This is a genomic window from Brevibacterium limosum (genome assembly GCF_011617705.1).
Lineage (GTDB): Bacteria > Actinomycetota > Actinomycetes > Actinomycetales > Brevibacteriaceae > Brevibacterium > Brevibacterium limosum.
The window spans coordinates 3,909,438-3,933,558 of the sequence record NZ_CP050154.1 but is presented as its reverse complement, the minus strand read 5'-3'; the positions used below and the strand labels follow the sequence as shown (position 1 = coordinate 3,933,558).

Annotated in this window: 23 protein-coding genes; 11 read left to right on the top strand and 12 right to left on the bottom strand. The window is 62.5% G+C overall.

Features of this window, described 5'->3' with window-relative positions; all coding sequences use genetic code 11:
• Positions 1-353: 353 nt before the first annotated feature.
• Both GUY37_RS17580 and GUY37_RS17575 read right to left on the bottom strand, forming a co-directional pair.
• Positions 354-986 (bottom strand): hypothetical protein, encoded by a 633-nt coding sequence (locus tag GUY37_RS17580; protein ID WP_166828377.1) that lies wholly within the window; start codon positions 984-986, stop codon positions 354-356.
• Between the two features lie 61 nt (positions 987-1,047).
• A complete protein-coding gene (locus tag GUY37_RS17575; RefSeq protein ID WP_166828374.1) occupies positions 1,048-1,500 on the bottom strand; it encodes a hypothetical protein in 453 nt (150 codons plus the stop codon).
• Positions 1,501-2,008: 508 nt separating this feature from the next.
• Between GUY37_RS17575 and GUY37_RS17570 the strand changes: the two genes are divergently transcribed.
• The gene (locus tag GUY37_RS17570; RefSeq protein ID WP_407645413.1) at positions 2,009-3,460 is read left to right on the top strand and encodes an aspartate ammonia-lyase; all 1,452 of its coding nucleotides are present in this window, start codon (positions 2,009-2,011) and stop codon (positions 3,458-3,460) included.
• Between the two features lie 69 nt (positions 3,461-3,529).
• Here GUY37_RS17570 and GUY37_RS17565 read toward each other — a convergent pair whose 3' ends face one another.
• The gene (locus GUY37_RS17565; protein ID WP_166828368.1) at positions 3,530-4,609 is read right to left on the bottom strand and encodes an NAD/NADP-dependent octopine/nopaline dehydrogenase family protein; all 1,080 of its coding nucleotides are present in this window, start codon (positions 4,607-4,609) and stop codon (positions 3,530-3,532) included.
• 57 nt (positions 4,610-4,666) lie between these two features.
• A complete protein-coding gene (locus tag GUY37_RS17560) occupies positions 4,667-6,253 on the bottom strand; it encodes an AbgT family transporter (RefSeq protein WP_166828365.1) in 1,587 nt (528 codons plus the stop codon).
• 211 nt (positions 6,254-6,464) lie between these two features.
• Between GUY37_RS17560 and GUY37_RS17555 the strand changes: the two genes are divergently transcribed.
• The gene (locus GUY37_RS17555) at positions 6,465-7,109 is read left to right on the top strand and encodes a GntR family transcriptional regulator (RefSeq protein ID WP_166828362.1); all 645 of its coding nucleotides are present in this window, start codon (positions 6,465-6,467) and stop codon (positions 7,107-7,109) included.
• 117 nt (positions 7,110-7,226) lie between these two features.
• Here GUY37_RS17555 and GUY37_RS17550 read toward each other — a convergent pair whose 3' ends face one another.
• Genes GUY37_RS17550 through GUY37_RS17535 form a run of 4 tightly spaced genes read right to left on the bottom strand, consistent with a single transcriptional unit; the run spans position 7,227 to position 13,343 of the window.
• On the bottom strand, positions 7,227-7,991 hold the full coding sequence (locus tag GUY37_RS17550) for an enoyl-CoA hydratase (protein WP_166828360.1): 765 nt from the start codon (positions 7,989-7,991) through the stop codon (positions 7,227-7,229).
• Positions 7,988-9,199, bottom strand: coding sequence for a CaiB/BaiF CoA transferase family protein (locus GUY37_RS17545; RefSeq protein ID WP_166828357.1), 1,212 nt, complete (start codon positions 9,197-9,199; stop codon positions 7,988-7,990). The genes GUY37_RS17550 and GUY37_RS17545 overlap by 4 nt, the downstream gene beginning before the upstream one ends.
• Before the next feature lie 54 nt (positions 9,200-9,253).
• Entirely contained in the window at positions 9,254-12,172 is a 2,919-nt protein-coding gene (locus tag GUY37_RS17540; RefSeq protein WP_166828355.1) for an FAD-binding and (Fe-S)-binding domain-containing protein, read from the bottom strand.
• 7 nt (positions 12,173-12,179) lie between these two features.
• Entirely contained in the window at positions 12,180-13,343 is a 1,164-nt protein-coding gene (locus tag GUY37_RS17535; RefSeq protein ID WP_166828352.1) for a pyridoxal-phosphate-dependent aminotransferase family protein, read from the bottom strand.
• A 407-nt stretch (positions 13,344-13,750) separates the two neighbouring features.
• On the opposite strand from GUY37_RS17535, the gene GUY37_RS17530 reads away from it, so the two are divergent.
• Complete coding sequence (locus GUY37_RS17530) at positions 13,751-15,202, top strand: SLC13 family permease (RefSeq protein WP_166828350.1); 1,452 nt, start codon at positions 13,751-13,753, stop codon at positions 15,200-15,202.
• Between the two features lie 15 nt (positions 15,203-15,217).
• Here the strand turns inward: GUY37_RS17530 and GUY37_RS17525 are convergent, their stop codons facing one another.
• The gene (locus tag GUY37_RS17525; RefSeq protein ID WP_166828347.1) at positions 15,218-15,403 is read right to left on the bottom strand and encodes a hypothetical protein; all 186 of its coding nucleotides are present in this window, start codon (positions 15,401-15,403) and stop codon (positions 15,218-15,220) included.
• Between the two features lie 191 nt (positions 15,404-15,594).
• On the opposite strand from GUY37_RS17525, the gene GUY37_RS17520 reads away from it, so the two are divergent.
• Positions 15,595-15,852: a metal-sensitive transcriptional regulator gene (locus GUY37_RS17520; protein WP_166829961.1), complete on the top strand. Its 258-nt coding sequence runs from the start codon at positions 15,595-15,597 to the stop codon at positions 15,850-15,852.
• 40 nt (positions 15,853-15,892) lie between these two features.
• On the opposite strand, the gene GUY37_RS17515 is transcribed toward GUY37_RS17520, so the two are convergent.
• Positions 15,893-16,048, bottom strand: a complete 156-nt coding sequence (locus GUY37_RS17515) for a hypothetical protein (RefSeq protein WP_166828344.1) — start codon at positions 16,046-16,048, stop codon at positions 15,893-15,895.
• Positions 16,049-16,120: 72 nt separating this feature from the next.
• Here GUY37_RS17515 and GUY37_RS17510 point away from each other — a divergent pair, with 72 nt between their 5' ends.
• The gene (locus GUY37_RS17510; protein ID WP_166828341.1) at positions 16,121-16,591 is read left to right on the top strand and encodes a helix-turn-helix domain-containing protein; all 471 of its coding nucleotides are present in this window, start codon (positions 16,121-16,123) and stop codon (positions 16,589-16,591) included.
• Complete coding sequence (locus tag GUY37_RS19040; protein WP_208094716.1) at positions 16,591-16,986, top strand: HepT-like ribonuclease domain-containing protein; 396 nt, start codon at positions 16,591-16,593, stop codon at positions 16,984-16,986. Before GUY37_RS17510 ends, GUY37_RS19040 begins: the two co-directional genes overlap by 1 nt.
• A 2-nt stretch (positions 16,987-16,988) precedes the next feature.
• Here GUY37_RS19040 and GUY37_RS19365 read toward each other — a convergent pair whose 3' ends face one another.
• Complete coding sequence (locus tag GUY37_RS19365) at positions 16,989-17,123, bottom strand: hypothetical protein (protein WP_266096648.1); 135 nt, start codon at positions 17,121-17,123, stop codon at positions 16,989-16,991.
• 240 nt (positions 17,124-17,363) lie between these two features.
• Here GUY37_RS19365 and GUY37_RS17500 point away from each other — a divergent pair, with 240 nt between their 5' ends.
• Positions 17,364-18,461 (top strand): type I restriction endonuclease, encoded by a 1,098-nt coding sequence (locus tag GUY37_RS17500; protein WP_166828338.1) that lies wholly within the window; start codon positions 17,364-17,366, stop codon positions 18,459-18,461.
• A 130-nt stretch (positions 18,462-18,591) separates the two neighbouring features.
• Here GUY37_RS17500 and GUY37_RS17495 read toward each other — a convergent pair whose 3' ends face one another.
• Positions 18,592-21,597 (bottom strand): DEAD/DEAH box helicase, encoded by a 3,006-nt coding sequence (locus GUY37_RS17495; RefSeq protein ID WP_228278241.1) that lies wholly within the window; start codon positions 21,595-21,597, stop codon positions 18,592-18,594.
• Positions 21,598-21,809: 212 nt separating this feature from the next.
• On the opposite strand from GUY37_RS17495, the gene GUY37_RS17490 reads away from it, so the two are divergent.
• The 4 genes from GUY37_RS17490 to GUY37_RS17475 all read left to right on the top strand — a co-directional run bounded on the left by GUY37_RS17490 (position 21,810) and on the right by GUY37_RS17475 (position 24,089).
• On the top strand, positions 21,810-22,871 hold the full coding sequence (locus GUY37_RS17490) for an alcohol dehydrogenase catalytic domain-containing protein (protein ID WP_166829954.1): 1,062 nt from the start codon (positions 21,810-21,812) through the stop codon (positions 22,869-22,871).
• A 95-nt stretch (positions 22,872-22,966) separates the two neighbouring features.
• On the top strand, positions 22,967-23,335 hold the full coding sequence (locus GUY37_RS17485) for a nuclear transport factor 2 family protein (RefSeq protein ID WP_166828335.1): 369 nt from the start codon (positions 22,967-22,969) through the stop codon (positions 23,333-23,335).
• A 29-nt stretch (positions 23,336-23,364) separates the two neighbouring features.
• The gene (locus tag GUY37_RS17480; protein ID WP_166828332.1) at positions 23,365-23,793 is read left to right on the top strand and encodes a VOC family protein; all 429 of its coding nucleotides are present in this window, start codon (positions 23,365-23,367) and stop codon (positions 23,791-23,793) included.
• Positions 23,790-24,089, top strand: coding sequence for a biopolymer transporter Tol (locus GUY37_RS17475; RefSeq protein ID WP_166828329.1), 300 nt, complete (start codon positions 23,790-23,792; stop codon positions 24,087-24,089). The genes GUY37_RS17480 and GUY37_RS17475 overlap by 4 nt, the downstream gene beginning before the upstream one ends.
• The last annotated feature ends 32 nt before the right edge of the window (positions 24,090-24,121 follow it).

The following is a 24,121-nucleotide window of genomic DNA, read 5'->3' as shown; positions in this document are numbered from 1 at the left end:
CGGCCACCAACAACCCCGACATTGTAGTAATTGACCTGCTGCTCTTCGGCGCGTTCGGACATTTTGGCTGGTGCAAGCGCCGTTGATTCCTGAGGCGGGTGAGAGAGGATCTCGGTTAGCTACGTGACCAAATTATCCTTGATGCGCACCTCTCACAGGAGATCCACCTCGCACAGGCCAGGAGAGAGGAAATTGTGACCGTGCGTTCGAGGAGATGAATTCACGCGGCACCCCCGGTGAAGTAGAGGCGGGCCGTACTCAGAAGGTGAGGCAATGCGAAAGCCGAATTCTCGCGTACTCGCGGTGCTGTATCGGGGTGCGCAATGATGATTTCGGAAGGGAAGCGGCTTCACCTACGGGCGGTCAACTACTGTTCCCTTAGCGAGGGGGTGATCCGTTCCAGGGGAATCTCCGAACACTTCAATCGAAATCTCTTGCTGCGTCTTTGGGAGTATGCGACCGTCCCGAATCTCCGCAGTCTCGCCGGGTTTTACATTGCCAAAGCTTGCGCCTTTAGCTCCAGCGGCTTCATCGAAAACGATTTCGGTAGACAAGCCGCTTCCGTAGTCGATCGCCGATATGCCGGCGACGCTTCCGTCGAAGTCGGCATTCGACCCGTTGTATAGCGAGACTTTGAACAGACCTGCGTCATCGCCAGGTTCAGCTCCCATTGCGTAGCCGTCGTCCGATATCTCGAAGTACTTGACAAACTCAACGGTCACGGCGATTTTGTTTGGAAAGACGAGTGCCTCTCCGAACCGCGCTTCGTTCTTGCCAGCTTGCACAGTGTGTTTTGGTGCGTTGTTTGCTTTCTTTGCGGGTTTGCTGTTTTTTGCGCTTGCGGGCGGCGTGGATTGCGATTCTGACGGAGAACTCTTTGCTTGAGGAGATTGCGATTCTGACGGAGAGCTGGGGGCATCATTAGCTGGGCTAGACGTGCAACCTGTGATGACAACCACGGATATTGCCATTGCCAGCAGGGTCATTCGTTTCAATTGGCACCTTCGTCCCTTGTGATCAATCGTCTAGGAGGTTCTTTGTTGGGCCTCATCGTCTCTTCAGTAGCATCTTCTTGCGTTTCTTGAAGTCGCGGGGTGTGATGACTCCGTCGTCAAGTAGCGCCTTTAGCTTGGTTATCTCGTCAGCCGTGCTGTAACTGAGTTCCGCAGAATCAGGCGAGGGGAGAGGTTGGCTGTGGATTGCTGTTTGCTTTTGCCAGAACCATGATTGGATCAGCTCTGCAGTCCCATAGTTCATTGCTGCTTCAGCAAGCACGCCTCCGAGCCCATGGACGGTCAGCACTTGTTGTAAGTTGTTTGCCTTTAACTGCCGGCGATCCCTCGGCGTCGCATGACGGGTTGAGAAGCCTGACACATCAGCGATATTTACGCGGAAAGCGGGAAGGAGTGAACCAGTAGGACGATAGGCGACTGTGCCATCTGAGAATTCGTACAAGCTACCGCGACCTATGCCAAGACCGTGAGCAATTTGATCTACCATGGTTTACTCCTAGTGCATTTAGTTATTCGACGTCTTCTTTGACGGCCTTGCCCAAGTACGTGTAGAAGTTCTGGCGAATGTTTGCCCGTACAGGTGCAGTTCAGGTGGCTTAAGGATACTGCGTTTCGCAGACGTAGTAGAGACGATCTGGCCGTGTCGAGAGGACCGTTCTGCGCAGCGAAGTTGATTTGCTCCAGCATCTTCTCGGTGGAGGGTATGCCTTCATATTGTCGCGATTGCCAATCCAACTGTGGGGCTAACGGGACATGGTTCTCGGGGGTGTCTAAGGCCGGGGCTTGACTGAATCGAGGAAGCGTCTCCCGCTGACTGGTGAGCGTGTCTTGTCAGCTCTCGGCAGGTGTGCCAGCCTGAAACCACTATGACTGAGTCGAATGCCTCCGCAGATCCCAACACCGCCTCTCTTCCCCTCAACTCGCCGACTTCGACGAACCAGACCCCCACCAGCCAGAACCTCCCCACCCGCACCGAGACCGACTCGATCGGCAGCATGGAGATCCCCGACACCGCCTATTGGGGTGTGCACACGGCACGGGCGAACGAGAACTTCCCGATCACCCGTCGCCCGATCAACGTCTACCCCGATTTCATCCGCGCTTTCGCCTGCGTCAAACAGGCAGCGGCCAGGGCGAACGCGGAGATCGGGGCCCTCGACGAGCAGCGGGCGAACCTCATCGACTCCGCCTGCGAGGAGATCAAGGCCGGCAAGCTCCACGACCAGTTCACCGTCGGCGTCGTCCAGGGAGGGGCGGGGACGTCGACGAACATGAATGCCAACGAGGTCATCACGAACCGTGCCCTCGAGATCGCCGGTCGGCCCAAGGGCGACTACGCCTTCCTCAACCCGAACGACCACACGAACCACAGTCAGTCGACGAACGACACCTACCCGACGGCGATCAAGATCGCACTGGCGTTCTCGCTGAAGAACATGCTGGGCGAGCTCACCCTGCTCGCCGATGCCTTCGCGGCGAAAGGTCGGGAGTTCTCGCACATCGTCAAGGTCGGACGCACCCAGCTGCAGGACGCGGTGCCGATGACGCTCGGCCAGGAGTTCACCGCCTTCGCGGTGACCCTGCGTGAGGACGTGCAGCGGCTCGAGGAGGCGGTGGCCCTCCTCGGCGAGGTGAACATGGGTGCCACGGCGATCGGCACGTCGATCAACGCCCCGGTCGGGTACAAGGAAGCGGTGATCGAGCATCTGCGCAAGATCACCGGGCTTGACCTCGTCACGGCCGGCGACCTCGTCGAATCGACCTCGGACACGGGGGTCTTCATCACGTTCTCGGGTGCGCTCAAGCGCAGTGCGCTCAAGCTGTCGAAGATCGCCAACGATCTGCGTCTGCTGTCGTCGGGACCGCAGGCCGGCCTCGGGGAGATCAACCTGCCCGCCCGTCAGGCGGGGTCGTCGATCATGCCCGGCAAGGTCAATCCGGTCATCCCCGAGGCGGTCTCCCAGGTCGCGTACTCGGTGGCCGGAGCCGACGTCACGGTGTCGATGGCTGTCGAGGCCGGGCAGCTGCAGCTGAACGCCTTCGAACCGATCGTCGCCCATTCGCTGTTCCAGTCGATCACGTGGTTAGAGCGCGCCTGCCAGACCTTCCGCGTCAACTGCGTCACCGGGATCACGGCCAATGAGGATCGGCTCGAGGACATGGTGGACCGCTCGGTCACCGTCATCACCGCGCTCGCCCCGGTCATCGGCTACGCAGCCGCGGCGAAGCTGGCCAAGGAGGCGCTGGCGAGGAACGAATCGATCTCGGACCTCGTCGTCGAACACGATCTGCTCGAGCGTGACCAGCTCGGCGAGATCCTCCGGCCCGAGAGGCTGACCGGAATGCCCGCCGATGACAGCGTGACGACGGATCCGGACTCCGCCGAGGCGGTTCCCCGCGACGAGATGACCGGGGAGCTGGACGAAGTGCCCATCCAGGAGGGGTGAATCTCGGTATGCGGCTGTGCCGGGAACCTCGCTGAGGTTCCCGGCACAGCCGCATAGCCATTTGTTGTTTCAAGGTGCCCCGTGGCGAAAGACACCAAGAATGTCATCGACCCCGGCGCCCGTGAGCCCGAGAGAGTCGGCCGTACGACCGGTCTCCTTGAAATCGACGCCGCACAGCACGCTGCTGATAGCGATGAATCCGTCGGTGAGCGGCATTTTCACACCCACCTCGTGCCCGATCGAGCTCCAGATGACCAGCCCGAAGGGGATGTCCTCGGTGAAGTAGCGATGGGTCAGCGAATCCGGTTCCGGAAACGCCTGCCGACCATAGCCTTGGACGACGCGGTCGACGAACGATCCTTCGGTAACCCCATAGGCGTCGGCGAGGAACTGCCAGAATCCGGTCGTGTCCGTGTGCAGAGTCGAGGACAGCGTTAATCTCTCTTGATCGAGAGCCTCGATGGCCTCGGCGATTCGTGGAGTCACCAGAGTGTGCTGGGGCAGACGATCGGCATCCTCAACCGTCTTGAAATTGAGCACTGCCGGCGGAACGTGATAGATCGGGTTGGAGTTGCTCAGACCTACCGCAAGACTGTCTACGGCCGCGACATAGTGCTCCCCGAAGAAAGGAGTCAAGCGGTCGATCACTTCCTGCGTCCGGCTGTTGGGCAGGCTCGAGATCCGTATCGAGTCCTTGACAGCGCCCACGAACACCCGGGCTGGTTCCTTGAGTCGGCATGTGTAGAGGCTCGTCGCGCTTTCCGCGATAAGGCTGGGTCGACGATTCTCCAGGGCGAACTGACGGGATAGTTCGACACCGCTGCCGAGCACCGTGGGTTGGAAGACGACGAGCTGCTCCGGAGTGAGAACCCGTGCCAGGGATGCCGAAAGCCCAGGATGAGCGAAGGCAGGTGCCGCCACCACGATGACCTCGGCACCGGCCACGGCGGCCTCGATGTCGGTGGTGAGCAACGCCGGCATCGCCGTGCCTTCGACATCTCCGAAGAGCTCAATACCTCCTCGGTCGCGGATCGGATCGAACTCTCGGTCCCATACCGAGTACATCCGAACCGAATGCCCTTTCAGTGTCATGTGTCCGGCAATCGTCTGTCCGACGTTGCCTGCACCGATGACGGCGATCGTTCCCATGTCTCTGTTCCTTTCGTTGTTACAGCAGTTGTTCGGTCGGCACCACAAGCGGCGAGGTCAGCGCACAGGTACACCCGGACCGAGAGGGATCCCGATGAGGTACCAGAGGACGAAGAACGTCGTCCATACGATGAGCACCGCGACGGCGAGCGGAAGGGTGAACGACAGCATCGTGCCGACGCCGGCGCCTCTGCGGAAATGCTGGACATATCCGAGAGCGAGGACGAAGTAGCCATTGAGCGGTGTCAGGCAGTTGGTCACCGAGTCGCCGATCATGAACGCGACCATTGCCGATTCGGGACGCATGCCGATGTACATGACCAGCGGGACGAGGACGGGTGCGAGAATCGACCACATCGCCGAACCGCTGGTGATGAGCATGTTGAGTATGCAGATGGCGACAACGATGAGCAGCAGCAGCACGAGGTGCGGGGCACTGAGCTGCTTGAACAGCTCAGCACCATTGACGCTGATGACCGACCCGATATTGGTCCACTCGAAGTAGGCGAGGAACTGCGCGACGACGAAGAACAGTACGAGCACCGGTGCCAGCGTTCGGATGCCCTCGGCCATCGCAGGCGGCACATCGCCGAGGGTGGGAATCGACTTCGTGATCCGGCCATAGACGATTCCGAGCAGACCGAACACGGTGGCGATGAAGATCGCGATGTTCTTGAGGACGGGCGACTGGACGATGCTGCCGCCCTCACCGCGGAACGGAGAGCCGGGCATGAGCATCAGTGCGATGCCGACTGCCGCGATGGCGAAGACGACGGCTGACACGATGAGTCCCCGACGCTCCTCTGCGCGCAGGCTCACCGAGCCGCCTGCCTGCATCGTCGGATCGGTGTTGAACAGCTTGTCGGAGACGGCGAAGTCGGCGTCCAAGCGACTCGGAGAGAATTCCGGGCGACGGGTGAGCAGCTTGTCGACGACGACGGCGATCGTGATCGAGAGGATCACCGATGAGGCCGCCGTGAAGAAGTAGGTCGCGAAGGGCGTGACGACGTAGTCCTCGTCGACGATGTGCGAGGCAGCCATCGACAGGGACGCGCGGATCGCATCAGAGGGTGTGACGAGCGGGCTGGCGTTGAATCCGACAGCAGTGGCCGCATAGGCGACCATGAGGCCCAGCAGCGGACTGCGTCCTGCGGCTCTGAACGCCAGTGCGCCGAGCGGAATCATCACGAGGTAGGCGGAATCCGACATCACATGCGCGATCATCGAAGCGAAGGCGATAGAGAAGGTCAGCCATGCTCTCGGCAGGCGTCCGACCGTGACTCGCAGCAGCGCGGTGAGCATTCCGCTGCGCTCGGCGATGCTCACGCCGAGTAGGACGACGACGATCATCGCCAGCGGCGGGAACGTCGCATAGTTCGTCAGAGCGTTCTCGATGGCGAAGAGGGCGCCGTCGATCGAGAACAGGTTCTTGACCTGAGCTGTCGATCCGTCGGCCGGCAGGACTACGGAGACTCCGAGCCCAGACATGATTGCGCTTGTGATTCCGAGCAGGAGGCAGAGGATGGCGAAGAGCCAGAACGGGTGAGGCAGTCGGTTTCCCGCGCGTTCGATCGCACTGAGTGCTCGGTAGAAGCGGTTGTCAGGGTTGATTCCCGGATCAGCGTCGACGGTTCGGGGTGTCATGAAGGCCCTCCTGCGGGTCGTGGACTCGTGGCACGTCGTTGTGGTGAGGTCCTCGTCGAGGACTGGCAGCAAAGTTGTTTCATCCAACTTACGTACATGAAATATATAACAGGAATGCTAGAGTTCGAAAGTAGGTGAAGTCAACCCTCAGCGAACACGCGGGTTGGGACCCGAGAGCGGAAGTGGGTGTTCGATGGCTTCGAAGGAGTCAATGGCCGATCGGGCCTATGTCCGGTTGAAGAGGGACATCATCGAAGCACGGCTGCGCCCGGGGAGGGTTCTGTCGGATTCGGCCCTCGCTGAACAGTACGAGATGAGTCGTACCCCGGTGCGAGAGGCGATCAACAACCTCCGCCGAGAGGGGCTCGTCGTCGTACTTCCGAAGCGGGGAACCTTCGTCAAACCACTTGACTTCGGCGAAATCCACGACCTCTACACTCTGCGGACCCTTGTCGAGCCCGAGGCGGCGGTGATCGCCTCGCAGAGAACCACAGAGGAAGAGCTCACCGAGCTCGAGGAACTCAGCGCACTGAGCACGGACCCGGACGTCGAGAAGCTCGTGCTCAATGAGCGCAACAGCAGGCTCCATGTGCGCATTGCCGAACTTTCCGGCATCCCGTTGCTGGCGACGACGGTGCGGGCGATGCATGAGGAGATCGAACGCTGTCTCAACCTCCGCAGAGAACTCGGGCGTCCCTACAAGGCGGTCAACCACGGCCGTCTGGTCGACGCGATCATGACTCGTGATGAGGTCGTCATCCGCAGCACTGCGCTGAGCGGGATCGAGCGGGCGCGCGACCACATGATGAGTGTGCTCACACGGCATTCCGGCGTTGTCGGAGAGAGCGACTCGTAGTCCTACCGAAGCCAGCTGCAGTTCTGCACCGGTGGGGCCACATGCCGAACGACCCGAATATCACAGGGACGACTGCAATCGAGGCGATGTCCCATCGAGCGTCGCGCGGGTCGGCGTCTACTCCCCAGTCCACTCAACGGGGGTCTTCGTGAGGAAGCCCTCGACGGCGGCTGCGAAGTCCCGACTGCCGTAGACAGTGGAGACGACGTCGGAATCGTCGACGGGTTCTCCTGCGCTCAGCCGGCGCAGGTTCTCCTTGATCGCCCACTGCGTCAGCGGCGCCCCTGTCACTACCCTGTCGATGAGGGCCTCCGCCTCGGAGTCGAGATCCTCGGCGAGCGAGGTGAGGAACCCGGAGTCCAGCGCCTCCTGAGCGTCGACCTTCCGCGCGGTCATGAGCATCGACGCCGTCCGCGGTTCGCCGAAGGCGCGCACCAGCCTCCGCAGAGTATTTGCCGACAGCGTGTTGCCCAAGGTGCGGGCGATGGGGACGGAGAACGACGAGGTGGCCGAGCCGATGCGGACATCGGCGCAGCAGGCGATGCCGAGTCCGCCTCCCACGCAGTGTCCGTCGATGACGGCGATGACCGGTTTGTGCACCGCCGCCAGCGCTCCGAGCACCTCGTCGATGCGCTGCTCGTACGCGACTCCGTCCTCACCGGTGAACCCGCGGAACTGCGCGATGTCGGTGCCGGCGACGAAGGCCCGACCACCAGCTCCGCGCAGCACTAAGGCGCGCAACTCGTCATCGGCATCGACCTGGGCGGCCGCCTCGGCGAGTTTCCGATACATCTCGAACGTCATCGCGTTCCGAGCCTCCGGGCGGTTGAAGGTCACCCGGAGACTGCGTCTGGTCACCTCGGTGAGCACCTCATCGCTCATGTCTGTCCCTCCTTTGCGGTGGTGTCGGTCTCGGGACCGGCCTCGGCGTCTGCGGACTCAGCGAACTCGGCGAGCACCCGTTCCGTGTCCGCACCCAATGACGGTCCGGCCGGTCCTTCTGTCATTCGCGAGCGCGAGAACCGCATCGGATTGCCCAGCTGCGTGACCTCGCCGAGGCGGGGGTGCCGCGAGGTCCAGAAGAAGTTCCGCTGCTGGAGATGATCGTCGGTGAAGACCTGTTCGTAGTCGTTGATCGGAGCGGCGGGGACGCCCACACGATTCATCTCCTCGACCACCTCGGCGATGGTGCGGTGGCGCAGCCGGTCCTCGATGACGGCGATGAGCGCCTCGCGGTTGGCGAACCGGAGCGCGGGCTCGGCATACCTCGGATGGTTCTCGAGATCGGCGAGGGCGAAAGCCGAACAGAACCTGGTCCACGTGGCCGGGGTGTTCGCGCCGATGGTGACGAAGCCGTCCCCGACCTCGATCGCCTGATAGGGTGCCTGCGCCTGATGAGCCGAACCGTTGGGACCGCTCACGGCCCCGGCCCCGAAGTAGCCGCCGGCCTCCCACACCGCCAACGACACCGCGGACTCGAACAGGGAGACGTCGAGGTATTGACCTGTCCCTGACTCCCTGCGCTCATAGAGCGCCGAGACGATGCCGAGCGCCACATAGAGGGCGGTCGACAGATCAGAGATCGGGACCCCGACCTTCGCCGGCGGCTGATCCGGAAACCCGGTGATGCTCATCAGTCCCGACCTGGCCTGGGCCATGATGTCGAGTCCTGCCAGGGGCGACAGGGGCCCGTCCTGACCCCACCCGGAGGCGGACGCGTAGACGAGCCCGGGATGCTCGCTGCGCAGGTCCTCGTAACCGAACCCCATCTTCTTCAACGCTCCGGGTCGCATGTTCTCCACGAGGACATCGGCCTCTTTCAGCAGAGTGTGCAGCCCTGTCCTGCCGACCTCGGACTTGAGATCGAGGACGATCGACTCCTTGTTCCGGTTGAGCCGAATGAACGGGCTCGACTCGCCGTCGACGAACGGCCCCGAGGCGCGCATCGGATCGCCGCCCGGCGGTTCGATCTTGATGACGCGGGCACCCATGTCGGCCAGCTGCATCGTCGCATAGGGGCCGGCGATGAATACGCCGAGCTCGAGCACTGTGACGCCCGACAGCGGCCCTGCGGTTCTGTCCTCGGTCATCGTTTCCTCACTGCTGTCGTGGTTCGCCGGTCTGTGCTCACAGATCGGACCGGTTCACGCATCGACGGCCTCAGGCAGTCGATGCGCGCGGGCCGAGTGGCCGGATGTCGATGCCGTCCCCGTGAGCAGCTGGGGCAGAGTCATGCCGTGCACCTCGGCGAGGTCTGCGGCCTGGGTCCGGCACGAGAAGCCGTCGGCCAGATAGATCGAATCCGCTGGGGCGTCGCGCAGGGCCGGCAGCAGCGCGTTCTCGGCCACTGCCACGGAAGTCTCAAAGTGGCCGGCCTCCATGCCGAAGTTGCCGGCCAGGCCGCAGCAACCTGCGAGCTCGCGCACCGTCGCTCCGGTTCGTTCGATGAGCTTCCGGTCCGCGGCGAATCCCATCACCGAATGCTGGTGGCAGTGCGGTTGGACGACGATGGTGCGGCCGGTGAGGTCGGGGACGTCGAACTCGGTGTCGACGAGGACCTCGGCCAGCGTCGAGGTCGCGGCCGCGATGAGCCGGGCGCGTTCGTCATCGGGAAAGAGATCGCCGAGGTCGCTGCGCAGAACGGCGGTGCAGCTGGGTTCGATGCCGACGATCGGGATGCCCTTGCGGGCATAGGGCTCGAGGATCTCCATCGTCGACTCGAGCTTCTTCCGAGCCGCATCGAGCTGACCGGTCGAGATGAGTGTGAGCCCGCAGCAGGCCTGCCGGTCCGGCAGCACGATTTCGAACCCGGCCTTCTCCAGCAGGTCGACGGCCGTCCTGGCTCCGGCATCGGAGAGGTATTCGGTGAAGGAGTCCGCCCACAGCAGCACCTGCTTCCTGCCTTCCCGCGAACTGCTGACGTACTCGTCGGCGACGAGAGCATCACGATCGGCGGCCGAGGCATCACGTGCCTCGGCGGGGGAGACGCGGGATTTCGCCCATCGGGAGAACCGCTGCTCGTTGAATCGGACCATCTTCCGTCGGGCGTCCATCCCACCGCCGGCGAGCACCAGTTTGGCCAGGGGACGGAATTCCAGCGCCGCGTTCGCCAGGGTGCTGACGCCGGGGATCGCGGTGAGGAGACGGCCCCAGGTCGGCAGCCAGCCGAGCGAATAGTGAGAGACCGGACGCAGCCGTCCGCGGTAGGTGCGGTGGAGGACCTCGGACTTGTACTGGGCCATGTCGACCCCGGCCGGACAATCGGACGAACAGGCCTTGCAGCTCAGGCAGAGGTCGAGGGATTCGGCCACCTCGGCGCTGTCCCAGGTGTTGAAGAGTCCCCCGTTGGTCACCTCCTGGAGCACCCGGGCGCGACCGCGAGTGGAATCCTTCTCGTCCTTGGTCGCCAGATACGAGGGGCACATGAACCCGCCGGACCCGGAGGTGTCGGCCCGGCACTTGCCGACACCCACACAGCGGTGGACAGCATCGGTGAAGCTGCCCTTGTCGTGAGCGAAGGAGAAGCCGCCGGCGGTTCCGATCGAGATCGCCTGCGGGCGACGCAGATCGGTGGTGATCGGCAGCGGATCGACGATGATGCCGGGATTGAGGAGATTCTGCGGATCGAAGAGCTGTTTGACCTCACCGAGGGCCGCGATCGCCTCCTCCGAGTGCTGGATGCCGAGCAGCTCGGAGCGGGCGCGCCCGTCGCCGTGCTCACCGGAGGCCGAACCGCCGTACTTCGTGACGAGGCGACCGGCCTCCATGACGAAGTCGTGGAAGACCTGGGTGCCGTCGGGTCGGTCGAAGGGGAAGTCCGTGCGCATGTGCACGCAGCCGTCACCGAAGTGACCGTAGGGCAGACCGCGCACTCCGTAGGAGCTCATGAGTTCCTCCTGGTCGCGCAGGTAGTCTCCGAGCACTTCGGGAGGGACGGCGGCGTCCTCCCACCCCGTCCAGGCCGGTTCACCGTCCTCGGTGCGCCCGGCCAGTCCGCCGGCATCAGCGCGGATGCCCCACAGTGTGCTCGCCTCCTTGCCCGCGGGAATGATGCGGTAGTGGTCGGTGCCCGAATCAGCGGCGATGATCTGGGCATTGGCGACCGCCTCGGCGGGAGTGTCACCGGCGACCTCGATGAGCAGCCAGCCTCTCCCCTCCGGCAGTTCGGGGACCGCGTTCTTGCCTTTGTTCGCCCGGACCATGTCCATGAGCCGCGAATCGATGCCCTCGACGGCGAGCGGACCGTGCGGCAGGACCCGGGGGACGGCATCGGCGGCATCGAACATGTGCGGATAGCCCAGAGCCAGCACCGTCGGTGAATTCGGAAGATCGCCGAGGCTGACGACCGCCTCCGTGATCGTCGTCAGAGTGCCTTCGCTGCCGACGAGGAACTTCGCGAGATTCGGGCCGTTCTCCGGCAGCAGGTGTTCGAGGGCGTATGCCGAGGCCTGGCGGCTGAACCGGCCGAATTCGGTGCGGATGACTCCGAGATGACGGCCGGCCACCTCGGCGAGTCCGGGCACGGGACCGAGTCCGGCTCCGGCGAGAAGGGACCGCCCGGTTCCGTCGATGACCGTCATCTCGACGATGTTGTCGACCGTGCGGCCGGCCGAGATCGCGTGTGGGCCGCAGGAGTTGTTGCCGATCATGCCCGCGATCGTGGCCCGGTTCTTCGTCGAAGGGTCGGGACCGAAGGTCAGCCCGAGCGGTTTCCCGGCTTTCTGCAGCTCGCTCATGAGCACCCCGGGCTCAACCCGGGCGGTCTTCTCCACCGGATCGATGTCGAGGATCCTGTTCAGGTGGCGGGAGAAGTCGATGACGATGCCGGGCCCGATCGAGTTCCCCGCCTGCGAGGTGCCGCCTCCGCGGGAGGTGATCGGAACGCGATGGGACCTGGCCACGTCGAGGATCGTGTCGACATCGGCCGTGGTCTTCGGGAAGGCCACGACCTGCGGCACCACTCGGTAGTTCGAGGCATCGACGGCGTATTCGGCCAGACGCCTGGCCGAGGCGTCGACGGTTCCTTCGATGCTGCGGGTGAGGTCGGCGATGACGTCGCTCATGACCGGCTCAGCTGTCGCGGAGGACGTCGTGGGCGGCGCCGAGTCCGGCAGGGTCGATCTTCACCCCAGCCAGCTGGAGTCCCATCTGGACGCCGGCGAGGGCGCCGGCGAGGGTGAGATCATTGAGATCGCCGAGGTGGCCGATCCGGAAGACCTTTCCCTGCAGCTTGGACAGGCCCGCGCCCAGCGACATATCGAAACGGTCGAGGATGATCGCGCGCAGTTCGTCGGCCTCGTATCCGTCGGGCATGACGACGGCCGTGAGGACCGGGGAGTACTCGGACTCGTTCGTGCACAGCACTTCGAGACCCCAGGTCTCGACTGCGGCTCGGGTCGCCCGCCCGAAGCGTTCGTGTCTGTCGAAGACGTTGTTCAGCCCCTCCTCGTTGAGCAGTCGCAGAGACTCCTTGAGTCCGTAGAGGAGGTTCGTGCTCGGGGTGTACGGGGTCATCCCGTTTCTGCCGGCGGCGAGCATCTCCGACCAGTTCCACACGGACTTCGGCATCGTCGATGCCTCGTGAGCGGCGAGGGCTTTGTCGCTGACGGCGTTGAAGGACAGTCCCGGGGGGAGCATGAGGCCCTTCTGCGAACCGGAGACCGTGACGTCGACGCGCCACTCGTCGTGACGGTAGTCGACCGAGCCGAGTGAGGAGATCGTGTCGACGAGGAACAGTGCCGGGTGGTCAGCGTCATCGATGGCCTTCCGGATCTCGGGGATCCGGCTGGTGACACCGGTCGAGGTCTCGTTGTGAACGACGCAGACGGCTTTGAACCGATGGTCGCGGTCGGCGGCGAGGGCTTCGCCGATCTTCTGCGGATCCGCGCCGGTGCGCCAGTCGCCGGAGATGACGGTCGGTTCGAGTCCCCACTTCTCGGCCATGGACTTCCACAGGGACGAGAAGTGTCCGGTCTCGTAGCAGAGGATCTCGTCGCCCGGGCTCAGCGTGTTGACGAGAGCTGCTTCCCAGGCTCCGGTTCCGGTCGCCGGATAGATGACCACCTGGTTGGTGGTTCCGAAGACGTCGGCCATGCCGGCGAGGACATGGCTGAAGAGATCTTTGAATGCCGGTCCTCGATGGTCGATCGTGGGCATGGAAATCGCGTGGAGAACGCTGTCGGGGACGTTGCTCGGTCCCGGGATCTGAAGGAAATGCCGTCCGCTGCTGCTCATTGAAGAATCCTCTCTGATTCCACGATGCGGTACATCGATTTCATTTTACGCTACCACAGGGAAATCGCTTGGAGAATGGTCTTTCCAGATATCGGAATGGAGATTATTCGGCGGTCGGCGGCTTGGCCGTGAGGGGTCCGGTTCGCGTTTTCGCCTCGCGGTATTCCACTATTCTGACATGGTTGACCTGGGAACATCTATATCTGAGGGGTCGGTTTCTTCGCTGTGAGTTCGATTCTCGGTATGCATATTCCTATTCTTCGGGAAAGTGAAGTCGGGGTCTTGACGGTCATTTACCCCTCGGGGCAGACTTTCATTAAAGTGCGGCTGGATTTCCACATTGTGGAATGTCGGAGGCGGCAATGAGGTCGATTCCGACTGATCAACACATCGCATAGGAGCGAATTGTGTCATTGGAAATAGCTTCGATACTCGTCCTTGTGGCTTTGTTCGTCATCGCCACCTTCGTTTCGGTCCATATGGGTGCGCTCGCTCTCATGGCGACCTTCCTGTTCGGCACCTTCGTGCTGGGGGAGGACGTCGACACCCTGCTGTCGGGATTCCCCGCCGATCTCTTCCTCATCCTCGTCGGAGTCACGTATCTCTTCGCCTTGGCGAAGGACAACGGGACGGTCGATTGGATCGTCCACATACTCGTCAAGGCAGTCGGTGGGCGGATTGCGCTCATTCCGTGGGTGTTCTTCGTCGTCACGGCGCTGCTTTCGGGCTTCGGCTCGGTCGTGCCGGCCGCCATCGCGATCATCGCTCCGATGGGCATGGGCTTCTCGCGGAGGTACGGTATCCGACCACTTCTCATGGGCCTGATGGTCATCAACGGTGCGACCGCCGGCGGTTTCTCTCCGCTGAGCATCTTCGGCACGATCACCAATCAGGTCGTGGAGCGCAATGATCTGCCGGGAAGCCCGGTTCTGCTCTTCCTCGCATCCTTCGTCTTCAACGTCATTCTCGGCTTCATCTGCTTCTTCCTCTTCGGCGGACGCGACCTGCTGGGCAAGCGAGACCGCGGCCACGGCCTCGAGGACAAAGGCGGTGCTGGGGCCGAAGGCGGTGTGGCAGCTGATTCGGGAGCGGCATCGGGTGGCGAACTGCCGGGCGGATCCGGCGAGCCGCGGGATGGCGGCGACAGTCCCCGAGGCGGGTCGCCTGCTCCCTATCACGATCCCGAACGACGGGCTGCTCGCCGGTCGGTTCAGACGACGATGGTCAAGGACAGCGACGACGACATCACCGTGACCAGTCTCGACAGGAACAGGATCGTCACCCTCATCGGACTCGTTGTCCTCGCAGTCATGGTCGTTCCGCCGCTCAATCAGGACGTCGGGTTCACCGCGATCAGCATCGCCGTGATCATCTCGTTCTTCTCGCCCCGGATCAGCAAGGGTGCGGTCAGCAAAATCGCCTGGCCGACCGTCCTGCTCATCTGCGGCATCGTCACCTACGTCGAGCTCATGGAGCGGCTGGGCACGATTGACTGGCTGGGTGATCAGGTCGCCGGAATGGGTGCGCCTCTCTTCGCCGCGCTCATCATCTGCTTCATCGGGGCGGTGGTTTCGGCGTTCGCGTCGACGACGGGCATCCTCGGTGCTCTCATCCCGTTGGCGGTGCCCTTCCTGCTCACCGGCAGTGTCGGCGAGATCGGGTTGATCATTGCTCTCGCGATCTCGTCCTCGGTCGTCGATTCGTCACCGTTCTCGACCTCGGGTGCGCTCGTCGTCGCCAACTCTCCGGAGGATCAGCGGGACAAGGTGTTCAAGCAGCTGATGGTGTGGGGCTTCTCGATGGTCGTCATCGCTCCTATCGTCACTTGGCTGGTCTTCGTCGTCCCCGGCTGGGGCTGACGGGCCGTGCCGCGATCAGCGGCCGAAGAGGCGGGCGAAGAAGCCGGGTTTGGCCGCTCGGGCTGCGTCCTCTTCGGCCGGGGTGTGCTTGCCGTTGCACCACTGGCCCGCCGGAACCGTACTCTTCACCGACTGGACGTGCTGCCCGCATCCTGCCCACGTGGTCTTTCCGCACACTCGGCACGTCGCTGCTCGACACATGTGTCTGTCTCCTTCTTCGGCCATTGCTGGACTATTCATCGTTGCTTCCGAATACCCAAGGGGGTATGGCTCAAATATACCCGGAGGGGTATATTGGATGTCAACATTCAGGATGTGAAAGGACGACGATGAGCGAACGCGACGCGGCCCGGACTGAGCCGAAGGGCGCTGATGGTGACCCGGGAGGGCGCATGCTCGCCGACCCCGACGCGCAGAAGAAGATCCTCAATCGGCTGCGCCGGGCGCAGGGGCAGCTCGGGGCGGTGATCACCGCGGTGGAGGACGGAAACCACTGCCGCGACGTCATTCATCAGCTCTCGGCGGTTTCGAAGGCCCTCGACCGGGCGGGATTCCTCATCATTTCGACGGCTCTGCGGGACTGCCTCGAAGATGACGAGGACGAAGTGCGCACCGAAGAGCTTGAGAAGCTCTTCCTCTCGATGGCCTGAGAGGGTCGGGCCGATCCGGCCGGATATCCCCGAATGAGGGTCAATGTCTGCGGCGTCGGGCTTCGGAGAGCTCCACGTAGGTGAGATGTTGGTCAGCCGTTAAGCAGACGATCTTCTCCTTGTGGTTCTTGGTCTTTCGCAGAATTCCCGCATCGACGAGTTCGCCGAGTGCTCGGTGAATGGTTGCATAAGTCACCCTATGTTCAGCAGGCATCGAGTCGATGACCCGACCTGCCGCCACCCATTGCACAGCGCTATAATGCTGTGTATGGGACGGTTCCATTCGGACAATCCGGGCGAACTCATTCGCGAGGCGCGTCTCGATCTGGGAGTCACTCAGACCGAGTTGGCGCGGCGCGCGGGTTTGAGCCAGTCGAGCCTGGCGCAGATGGAGTCGGGCAATCGGAATGTCTCCTCTGACATGCTCGAACGTGTATTGAAAGCTGCAGACTATCGGCCGAATCTCGCGCTAGCTCGCTCGTTCCATTTGGTCAGGAGGGCCGCGGCGAATCGCGGGCTCCGAAATGTCAGAGTATTCGGCTCGGTCGCACGTGGTGAGGACGGGTTTGGCAGCGATATCGACCTTCTCGTCACGCCGGACGAAGGGGTAACGATGTTCGACATCGCCAACTTCAGCGATGACGTCCGTCGGATCACTGGCTTTCCGGCCGAGGTCATCGTCGACACTGGAACCTTCCCGCCACACTGGACCGCGTTGGAAGAAGCGGTGCTCGTCTGATGAACTTCGAGCTCACGGACAATCCGTATCCCCTCCGGCCTCGACGGGTGAAGCGTTTTCGGGGGCATGATGAGGAGAACATTCGGCGTGAACTGTCGCAGATTCTCCTTCGCGCCCGGTCGGTTGCGTCGAGATCACGTGCCGAGTTCGCTGACGGCACGGATGCCTACGACGTTGCGAGCATGCTGATCATTCGTCTGGCCTCGCTCACCGAACGACCTGAGTTCGGGCCGTGGGCGGCCATGCTGACCGATGACGAGATCAACGCGATCCGAACGATGAGGAATATCGTCGCTCACGCCGGTTATGCGTCGATGAACGATGACATTTTCTGGGAAACAGTGACAAGGAATGTACCAGAACTTGTCGAGAGGCTGCTCAGCTACGGAGAGTGAAATCAGCCGGGTTTCGACGAGCTCAGCCGGGCTCTAGCCGGCCAGTCCAGGGCTCCCACGCCGGGCCGTGTGGAAAAGGCTTCCTCGGAGTCGTTCGAGTGTTCGGTCTGCGTCGGCAGGGCGGTCAGCTCTGACATGGCAGCAACTCTCCGGCTCTCGGCGAAACGCGAGCCCCTGAACGTATAAGTGCTTTGGTTGTGTGAAGCGTGGAGATCGCCGAGCGACTCAAGCGGAACTGGAATCCGTCGAGATCTGTGTCAGTCTCCTCCTTCCACGTGATCGTGCTGTTTCGCCATTGACCCTGTGGCACTTCGGGGCGCAAGCCGGGTTACAGTGAAACTTACGGATACTATTGATGACGTTTGAATGGAGATATTATGGAGTTTGCGGAGCGTCTAGGCGCACTGGCGTCGAAAGTGGAGAATCAGCGAGACGCCATTCAGACAGAAGAGGCAACGAAGAACGCATTCGTCATGCCTTTCATTTCGACGATTCTCGGCTATGACATCTTCAACCCGCTTGAGGTCGTCCCCGAATTCACTGCTGACGTTGGAGTCAAACGTGGAGAGAAGGTCGACTATGCCATCATGCGCGATGGCGAGGTTCAGATGCTCATCGAGTGTAAGAAGTCGAACGATGTACTGAAGATCGAGCACGCTTCGCAGCTGTTCCGATACTTTTCAGTCACCAATGCTCGGATAGCGGTGTTGACGAACGGTGAGGTGTACAACTTCTACACCGACCTCGATGCGCCGAATAAAATGGACGACCGGCCGTTCTTGGTGCTCGATCTCAACGATGTCGACGAGACCTTGCTTCCGGAGTTGCGCAAACTCTCGAAAGAGAACTTCGACCTCGACTCGGTCATCAGCGCAGCAGAAGAACTCAAGTACGTCGGAGCGATCAAGCGCGAGATCGCTGCACAGTTCAAGGACCCCGACGAATCGTTCGTTCGTCTCTTCACCGGCAGAGTCTATGACGGGCGGTTCACCCAGGACACGAAAGCACAGTTCACCCAACTGGTCGCCAAAGCCGCCAAGCAGTTTCTCAATGAGCAGGTGAATGACCGTCTGAAGACGGCTTTGGGCGCGTCCTACGCCACCCCGGTCGATAGTTCCACTCATCCTGAGGCCGTCTCCAGTGAAGCCGTCGCAGAGGCTGATCTAGAACGAGATCCAGAGATCGAAACCACTTTGGAAGAGCTCGAAGGCTATCAGATCGTCAAGGCCATCGGTTGCAGTGATGTGAAGCCCGAAAGAGTGGCGCAGCGTGATGCGAAGTCCTACTTCGCTGTGCTCTTGGACGATAACAATCGAAAACCGATCGCCCGCCTTCACTTCAATGGCAAGAAGCAGAAATACCTGGGAACTTTTGACGCCGACAAGGTCGAGACCAGGCATCCGATCGAGGGGCTCGACGAGATCTACCTTCATGCTGAGACAATCCGAGAAACTGTGAAACGCTACCTCGCTTAGACGTCCGCCTGAGGAGAATATTTACTTTAGGTGGCCTAAAGTAAATATTCTCGCCGGACCTGTGAGTTTAGATGCGGGCCGGTATGAGGCGGACTCTGCGCATTACGGATGGTTCCGCCGGCCAATACCCCTACCCCTCGAGCAGCCCCTTGATATCGGCGGCCGTCACGGTCTGGCTGAACGCCTGACCGCCGGGGCCGCGGCCCTCATAGGTGCCGGTATCGGACATGAGGTCGTCGAAGAGCTCGGCCTTGCGCTTCTGCAGGGCGAGCACCTTCTGCTCGATCGTGCCCTCGGCGACGTAGCGGTAGACCATGACGTTCTTCGTCTGCCCGATCCGATGCGCCCGGTCGATCGCCTGATTCTCCGAAGCGGGGTTCCACCACGGGTCCATGAGGAAGACGTAGTCCGCCTCGGTGAGGTTGAGACCGAAACCACCGGCTTTTAGGCTGATCAGGAACACCGGCGCCTCACCGGAACGGAACGCATCGACCACGGCCCCGCGGTTCCGCGTCGACCCGTCGAGGAGGACATAGGGAATCCCGCGGGCCTCGAGTTCGGCGGCGACATGGGCCAAGAACGAGGTGAACTGGCTGAACACGATCGACCGGTGCCCCTCGGCGATGACATCGTCGAGCCGCTCCACGAGGGCGGCCAACTTCGACGACGGCACCTCGGCATGCTCGGCGTCGACGATGGAGGGATCGAGTGCGAGCATGCGCAGCAGCGTCAGGGACCGGAAGACGATGAACCGTTGCTTGTCGTACGCGCTGTCGATGAAGCCGAGGATCTTCTTCCGCTCCTTCTGGAGCACCCGATCGTAGAGCTTCCGATGCGCCGAATTCAGCTCGACCGTGATGACCTGTTCCTGCTTCTCCGGCAGGTCTGCGGCCACGAGATCCTTCGTCCGCCGCATCATGAACGGGCGGATCCGCCGCTGCAGTCTTTGCATCCGGCCCGGGTTCTCACCCGATTCGATCGGTCGGACATACTCGTCATCGAAGCGGTGCGCACTCGGGAACAGACCCGGCGCGGTGATCGAGAACAGCGACCACACATCCTTGAGCGAATTCTCCATTGGAGTGCCCGTCAGCGCCAGACGGAACGGCGCACGCACTTCCTTCGCCGCCAAATGGGTCTGTGCCGACGAATTCTTGACGAACTGCGCCTCGTCGAGGACGAGCCCCGCCCACTCCATCCGCGAGATCGGGTCCTCCTCGAGCCGCAGCATCGCATACGACGTGACGATGACATCGGCACCGTCGGCCACCTCGGCGAGGTCGATTCCACGCGCCCGAGTCGACTCTGCGATCACGCGAACATCGAGATCAGGGGTGAACGCAGCCGCTTCCTTCACCCAATTCGGGACCACCGAAGTCGGCGCTACGACGAGGAACGGGCTCTCCGCCTGCGCATGCTTGATGAGCGCCAGCGTCTGCAGGGTCTTGCCCAAGCCCATGTCATCGGCGAGGATCCCGCCGAGGCGACACCGGTAGAGCAGCGCCAGCCAGCGGAAGCCTTGGACCTGGTACGGCCGCAGCTTGGCGCCGTTCAGGTCGGGCACCTCGGTGGCGGGCAGATGTTCGAGGTCGGCCAGCGCGCGAGCGGACTCCCGCCAGGTCACGGCGGGTTCTGCCTCGTCGGCGAGGTCCTCGAAATCCGACCACAGACCCACGTGCATCCTCGAGATCTTCGGCGCTGCGGGTTCCCATTCGGGGATGAGGTCCGCCTCGGCGAGCAGGGCTTTGAGCCGGTCGAAGATCGGTTTGTTCAGCGACAGGAACGAATCGTCGGCGAGCTTGATCTTCTTCGTCCCGCGCGCCAGCGCCTTGTACAGCTTGACGAAGAGGACCGGGTGGCCGTCGACGCTGATCTGGAAGCCGAGGTCGAACCAGTCGTTCTTCTCGGATTCGACGGCGGTGATCTTCACGTTCGGTTCCCCGCCGAGCTCCCGGTAGGGCTGTTTCTTCCCTCGCGTGATGACCTTGACGTGCTCGATCTCCTCGAGCCCGGGCAGGACGTTGACGACGAAATCCGCGGTGTCCGCGTCGTCGAGTTCGGCGTCCGTGATGGTCCGCATCGCGGATCCGGTCTCATGAGTGTCGGCGAGGAGCTTCTCGACTTCGGCGATGACGGCCTCTTCGTGGTCGAGGTCGCGGACCTGGGAAAGATCCTTCGCCGAGGCGGCGCTGAGTCTGTCTCGGTCGATGATTGGGAAGGACCGGCGGGGACCCGAGTATTCCCAGTACCAGCGCAAGCTGAGTTTGTCGCCGGCGCCGAAGGCGGCGAACGCGACGAGGCGGGGCGCCCGGTACTGCGGGAAGGTGACGGTGTCGTCGCTGCTGATGACCTCGGCGCTGGAGCGCAGCTGCGGGTAGTACTCCTCGAAGAACTCCTCGGCCTCTGTCTCGGGGATGGTGATCGGGCCGGGGGAGCGGAGGACGGGCAGGGCCGATTCTTTCGTCGGGGTTGCGGCTGGGGCGAGGGTGACGGTGAACCCGGAGGTGACGTCGATGCCGAAGAACCCGTGCGTCCAGATCGGTTTGACGAGCCCGGGGGCGAATTCGCGTTCGTCAATGCTCACCTGGGCTTGGACGCGCAGACGCCCCTGCGTCCGGCGGATGTCGATGGCGGCCTTGGCGCTGTGTCCGATGCGGATGCCCATGTCGGGATTGATGCCGACGAATTCGATGCCGAGGCTCTTCCCCTGCGTGAAATGCTCCCACAGCAGGGGAGTGTGGAAGTCGCCGAGGTGGTACGGCGCACCATCGGGCGTGAAGTCGGTCTTGCCCCGGGTCCGGAGCCCTGCGAGCTGGGCGAACCATTCCTGGTGGGCGGGATCGATGTCGAACTGCCGGGCCATCCGGTTGACGGTGCGCCAGGTCAGGGATTTCTTGACCCAGTTGCCGGAGTCGCTGAGCATGAGTGGCCGGATCGCCAGGCTCGGATTCGTGCCCGGAGTGACGGCGTCTCTGTCGAGAAGCACGGAATGCTGAGCTTCGAACCACGTGCGGGGGATGACCTCGACGAGTTCAAATCCCAGGGCCACGGGCGTGTATGAATGCGGAGCCGCCTCGGCGAGCGGGGCGAGGGCCTCACGCCAATCGGCAGGGAGGGCGGCACGGTTGTCAGACACCAGGCCATCTTCTCATTTGCCGGTGACACGGAAGGTGAGTGTGGGCGCGATCTGCGGGGGAGTTTGCCGAACCAGGTCGGACGGACGTGTCTCGTTGCTCACCTTCGTCGCAAGTTCATTGTCGAATATACGGGGCAGGGGTAGCGTCGACAGTGAACGGCCGATCGGGACATTCCGCTCCGATCGACCTCGAGTCGAAGGAGTGAGTATTGATGAAGGCAGTCCGCTACTACGGCAAAGAGGATGTGCGAGTCGAGGAGATCGATGAGCCCCAGATCCGCCCGGGGACTGTGAAGATCGCCCCGGCTTTCAACGGCATCTGCGGCAGCGACCTGCACCTGTACCATGACGGCCCGATTCCGCCCGCACCCACCGCCGAGGCGGCTCATCCGTTGTCCGGAGAGACCCTTCCCGTGGTGTTCGGTCACGAATTCTCCGGTGTCGTCGAGGAGATCGGCGCAGGAGTGGAAGGACTGTCGATCGGTGACGCCGTGGCCGTCGAACCGCTGATGGTCGACGGAACCTGCCCGGCCTGCCAACGCGGTGCCTACAACCTGTGCGAGAAAATGGGATTCATCGGCATCTCGGGTCTCGGCGGGGGCCTGAGCGAACACATCGTCGTCGAGTCCCGTTGGGTTCACCCGGTCGGTGACATGCCGCTGGATCAGGCGGCTTTGATCGAGCCTCTCTCCGTCGCACTTCACGGAGTCAAGCAGACTTCGGCCGCTGATGGTCAGGTCGGAGTCGTCGGCGGAGCCGGACCGATCGGCCTCCTCGTCGCAGCCGTGCTCAAGGCCAAGGGCCTGAAGACGATCATCAGCGAGGTCTCGCAGGTGCGACGTGAGAAGGCACTGAGCTCAGGCGTCGCCGATGTCGTGGTCGACCCGACGAGTGAGGACCTCAAGGCGATCGTGTCGAAGCAGACTGCGGGCGCGATGGCAGACGTCTCCTTCGATGCCGCCGGCGCCGCTCCGGTAGTCGGTCAGCTCCTCGATGTGCTCGGTGCCACCGGTCGTCTCCAGGTCATCGCCATCCATGGCAGACCGGTTGAGGTCGACATCACGGGCAAGCTGATGATGCAGGATCGGAGCCTCGGCGCCAGTGTCGGCTATGCCGATGACCACGCCGAGGCGATCGAACTCGTCAGTTCAGGCAAGATCGACCTGGCCCCGTTCATCACCTCGAAGATCGTTGCCGAAGACATCGTCAGCAAGGGCATCGAACGGCTGACGAACAGCCTCGACGAGGTGAAGATCCTCGTTTCGATGAACTGAAGCAGTGTCACCGGGACGCACCGGCATGGTGTGCGTCCCGATCACTTTCGCCGTTCTTCGCGCGGGCGTCAGAGGCGCGGTGTAGCGTTCGCGGTATGGATGAGAACAATGAGGTTCACACACAGTTCTTCGACGCCTATACCCGTGCGCTCGTCGATCGGGATGCCGCGGCGATCGCCGATCACTATGCGGTGCCGGCGCTCATCGAGTTCCCGGGAGAGCGAATACTCGTCACCGACGCGGAACAGACGAAGAGCTTCTTCGAAAGTGCCTTCGAGCAGTACGAAAGGGTCACGGACACCGACGTCGTCGTCACCGTAGCCGCGTCAACCGGGCACAGTATCTGGGCCGATGTCACCTGGAAGTATCAGGGAGGAGCGCCTGATGAGCGGAACATGTATCAGCTGGTGCGTACTGATGCGGGTTGGAAGATCGCCGTGCTGACACCTTTGGAGCTCGGGTGACGGGGCAATCGGGTGAGAGGGACTCGCAGATGACGGGCGAGACGGGCACGTCCGGTCATCCTGAGCTGCTGCACACTGTCATCGACACCACCGAGCCGAGGAAGCTGGCCGAGTTCTACCGCCACCTGCTCGGCTACCTCTATCGCCCGGGTGACGAGCCGTCAACGGGCGAGATCGACGAAACAGATTGGCTGGTGCTCACAGACTCGCTGGGCCACCGGAAGCTGGCGTTTCAGAAAGTCGAGCACCTCGAACCGACGACCTGGCCGATGACAGGCGTGCCGATGCAGATGCATCTCGATCTCACCGTGCCGAACATGACCATGCTGGAACGACAGCGGCAGCGAGCCGAAGACCTGGGCGCCGAACTGCTCGTCGATCGCACCGACGACGAGGATGAGCCCCTCTACGTCTTCGCCGATCCCTCCGGCCACCCCTTCTGCATCTTCGTCGCATGAGCGAGAACGGCGACAATGATGACGATCGGTGGCTGATCGTCAAAGGGCGCCGGTGGCGACGAACCGACCCAGCACTGGAACCGAGTGTCATCGAGGAACTCATGAGCCGCCTCGGCGCAGCGAGGAACGCCGTCAGACAAGCGAAGAAGCGGGGCGATGAAAACGATCTCGCGGAGGCGAGGCGGCAGGTGAATGTCGCGAAGCACGGTCTCGGCGAACGCGGCGAATATTGGTGGGAGATGACGGTCGAAGACCGCCGCCGGCGCGCGGAGGCGGCCCTGAACGAACTGCGGTGAGCTCGGTCAGGACCGCCTTGTCAGGTGTGGGC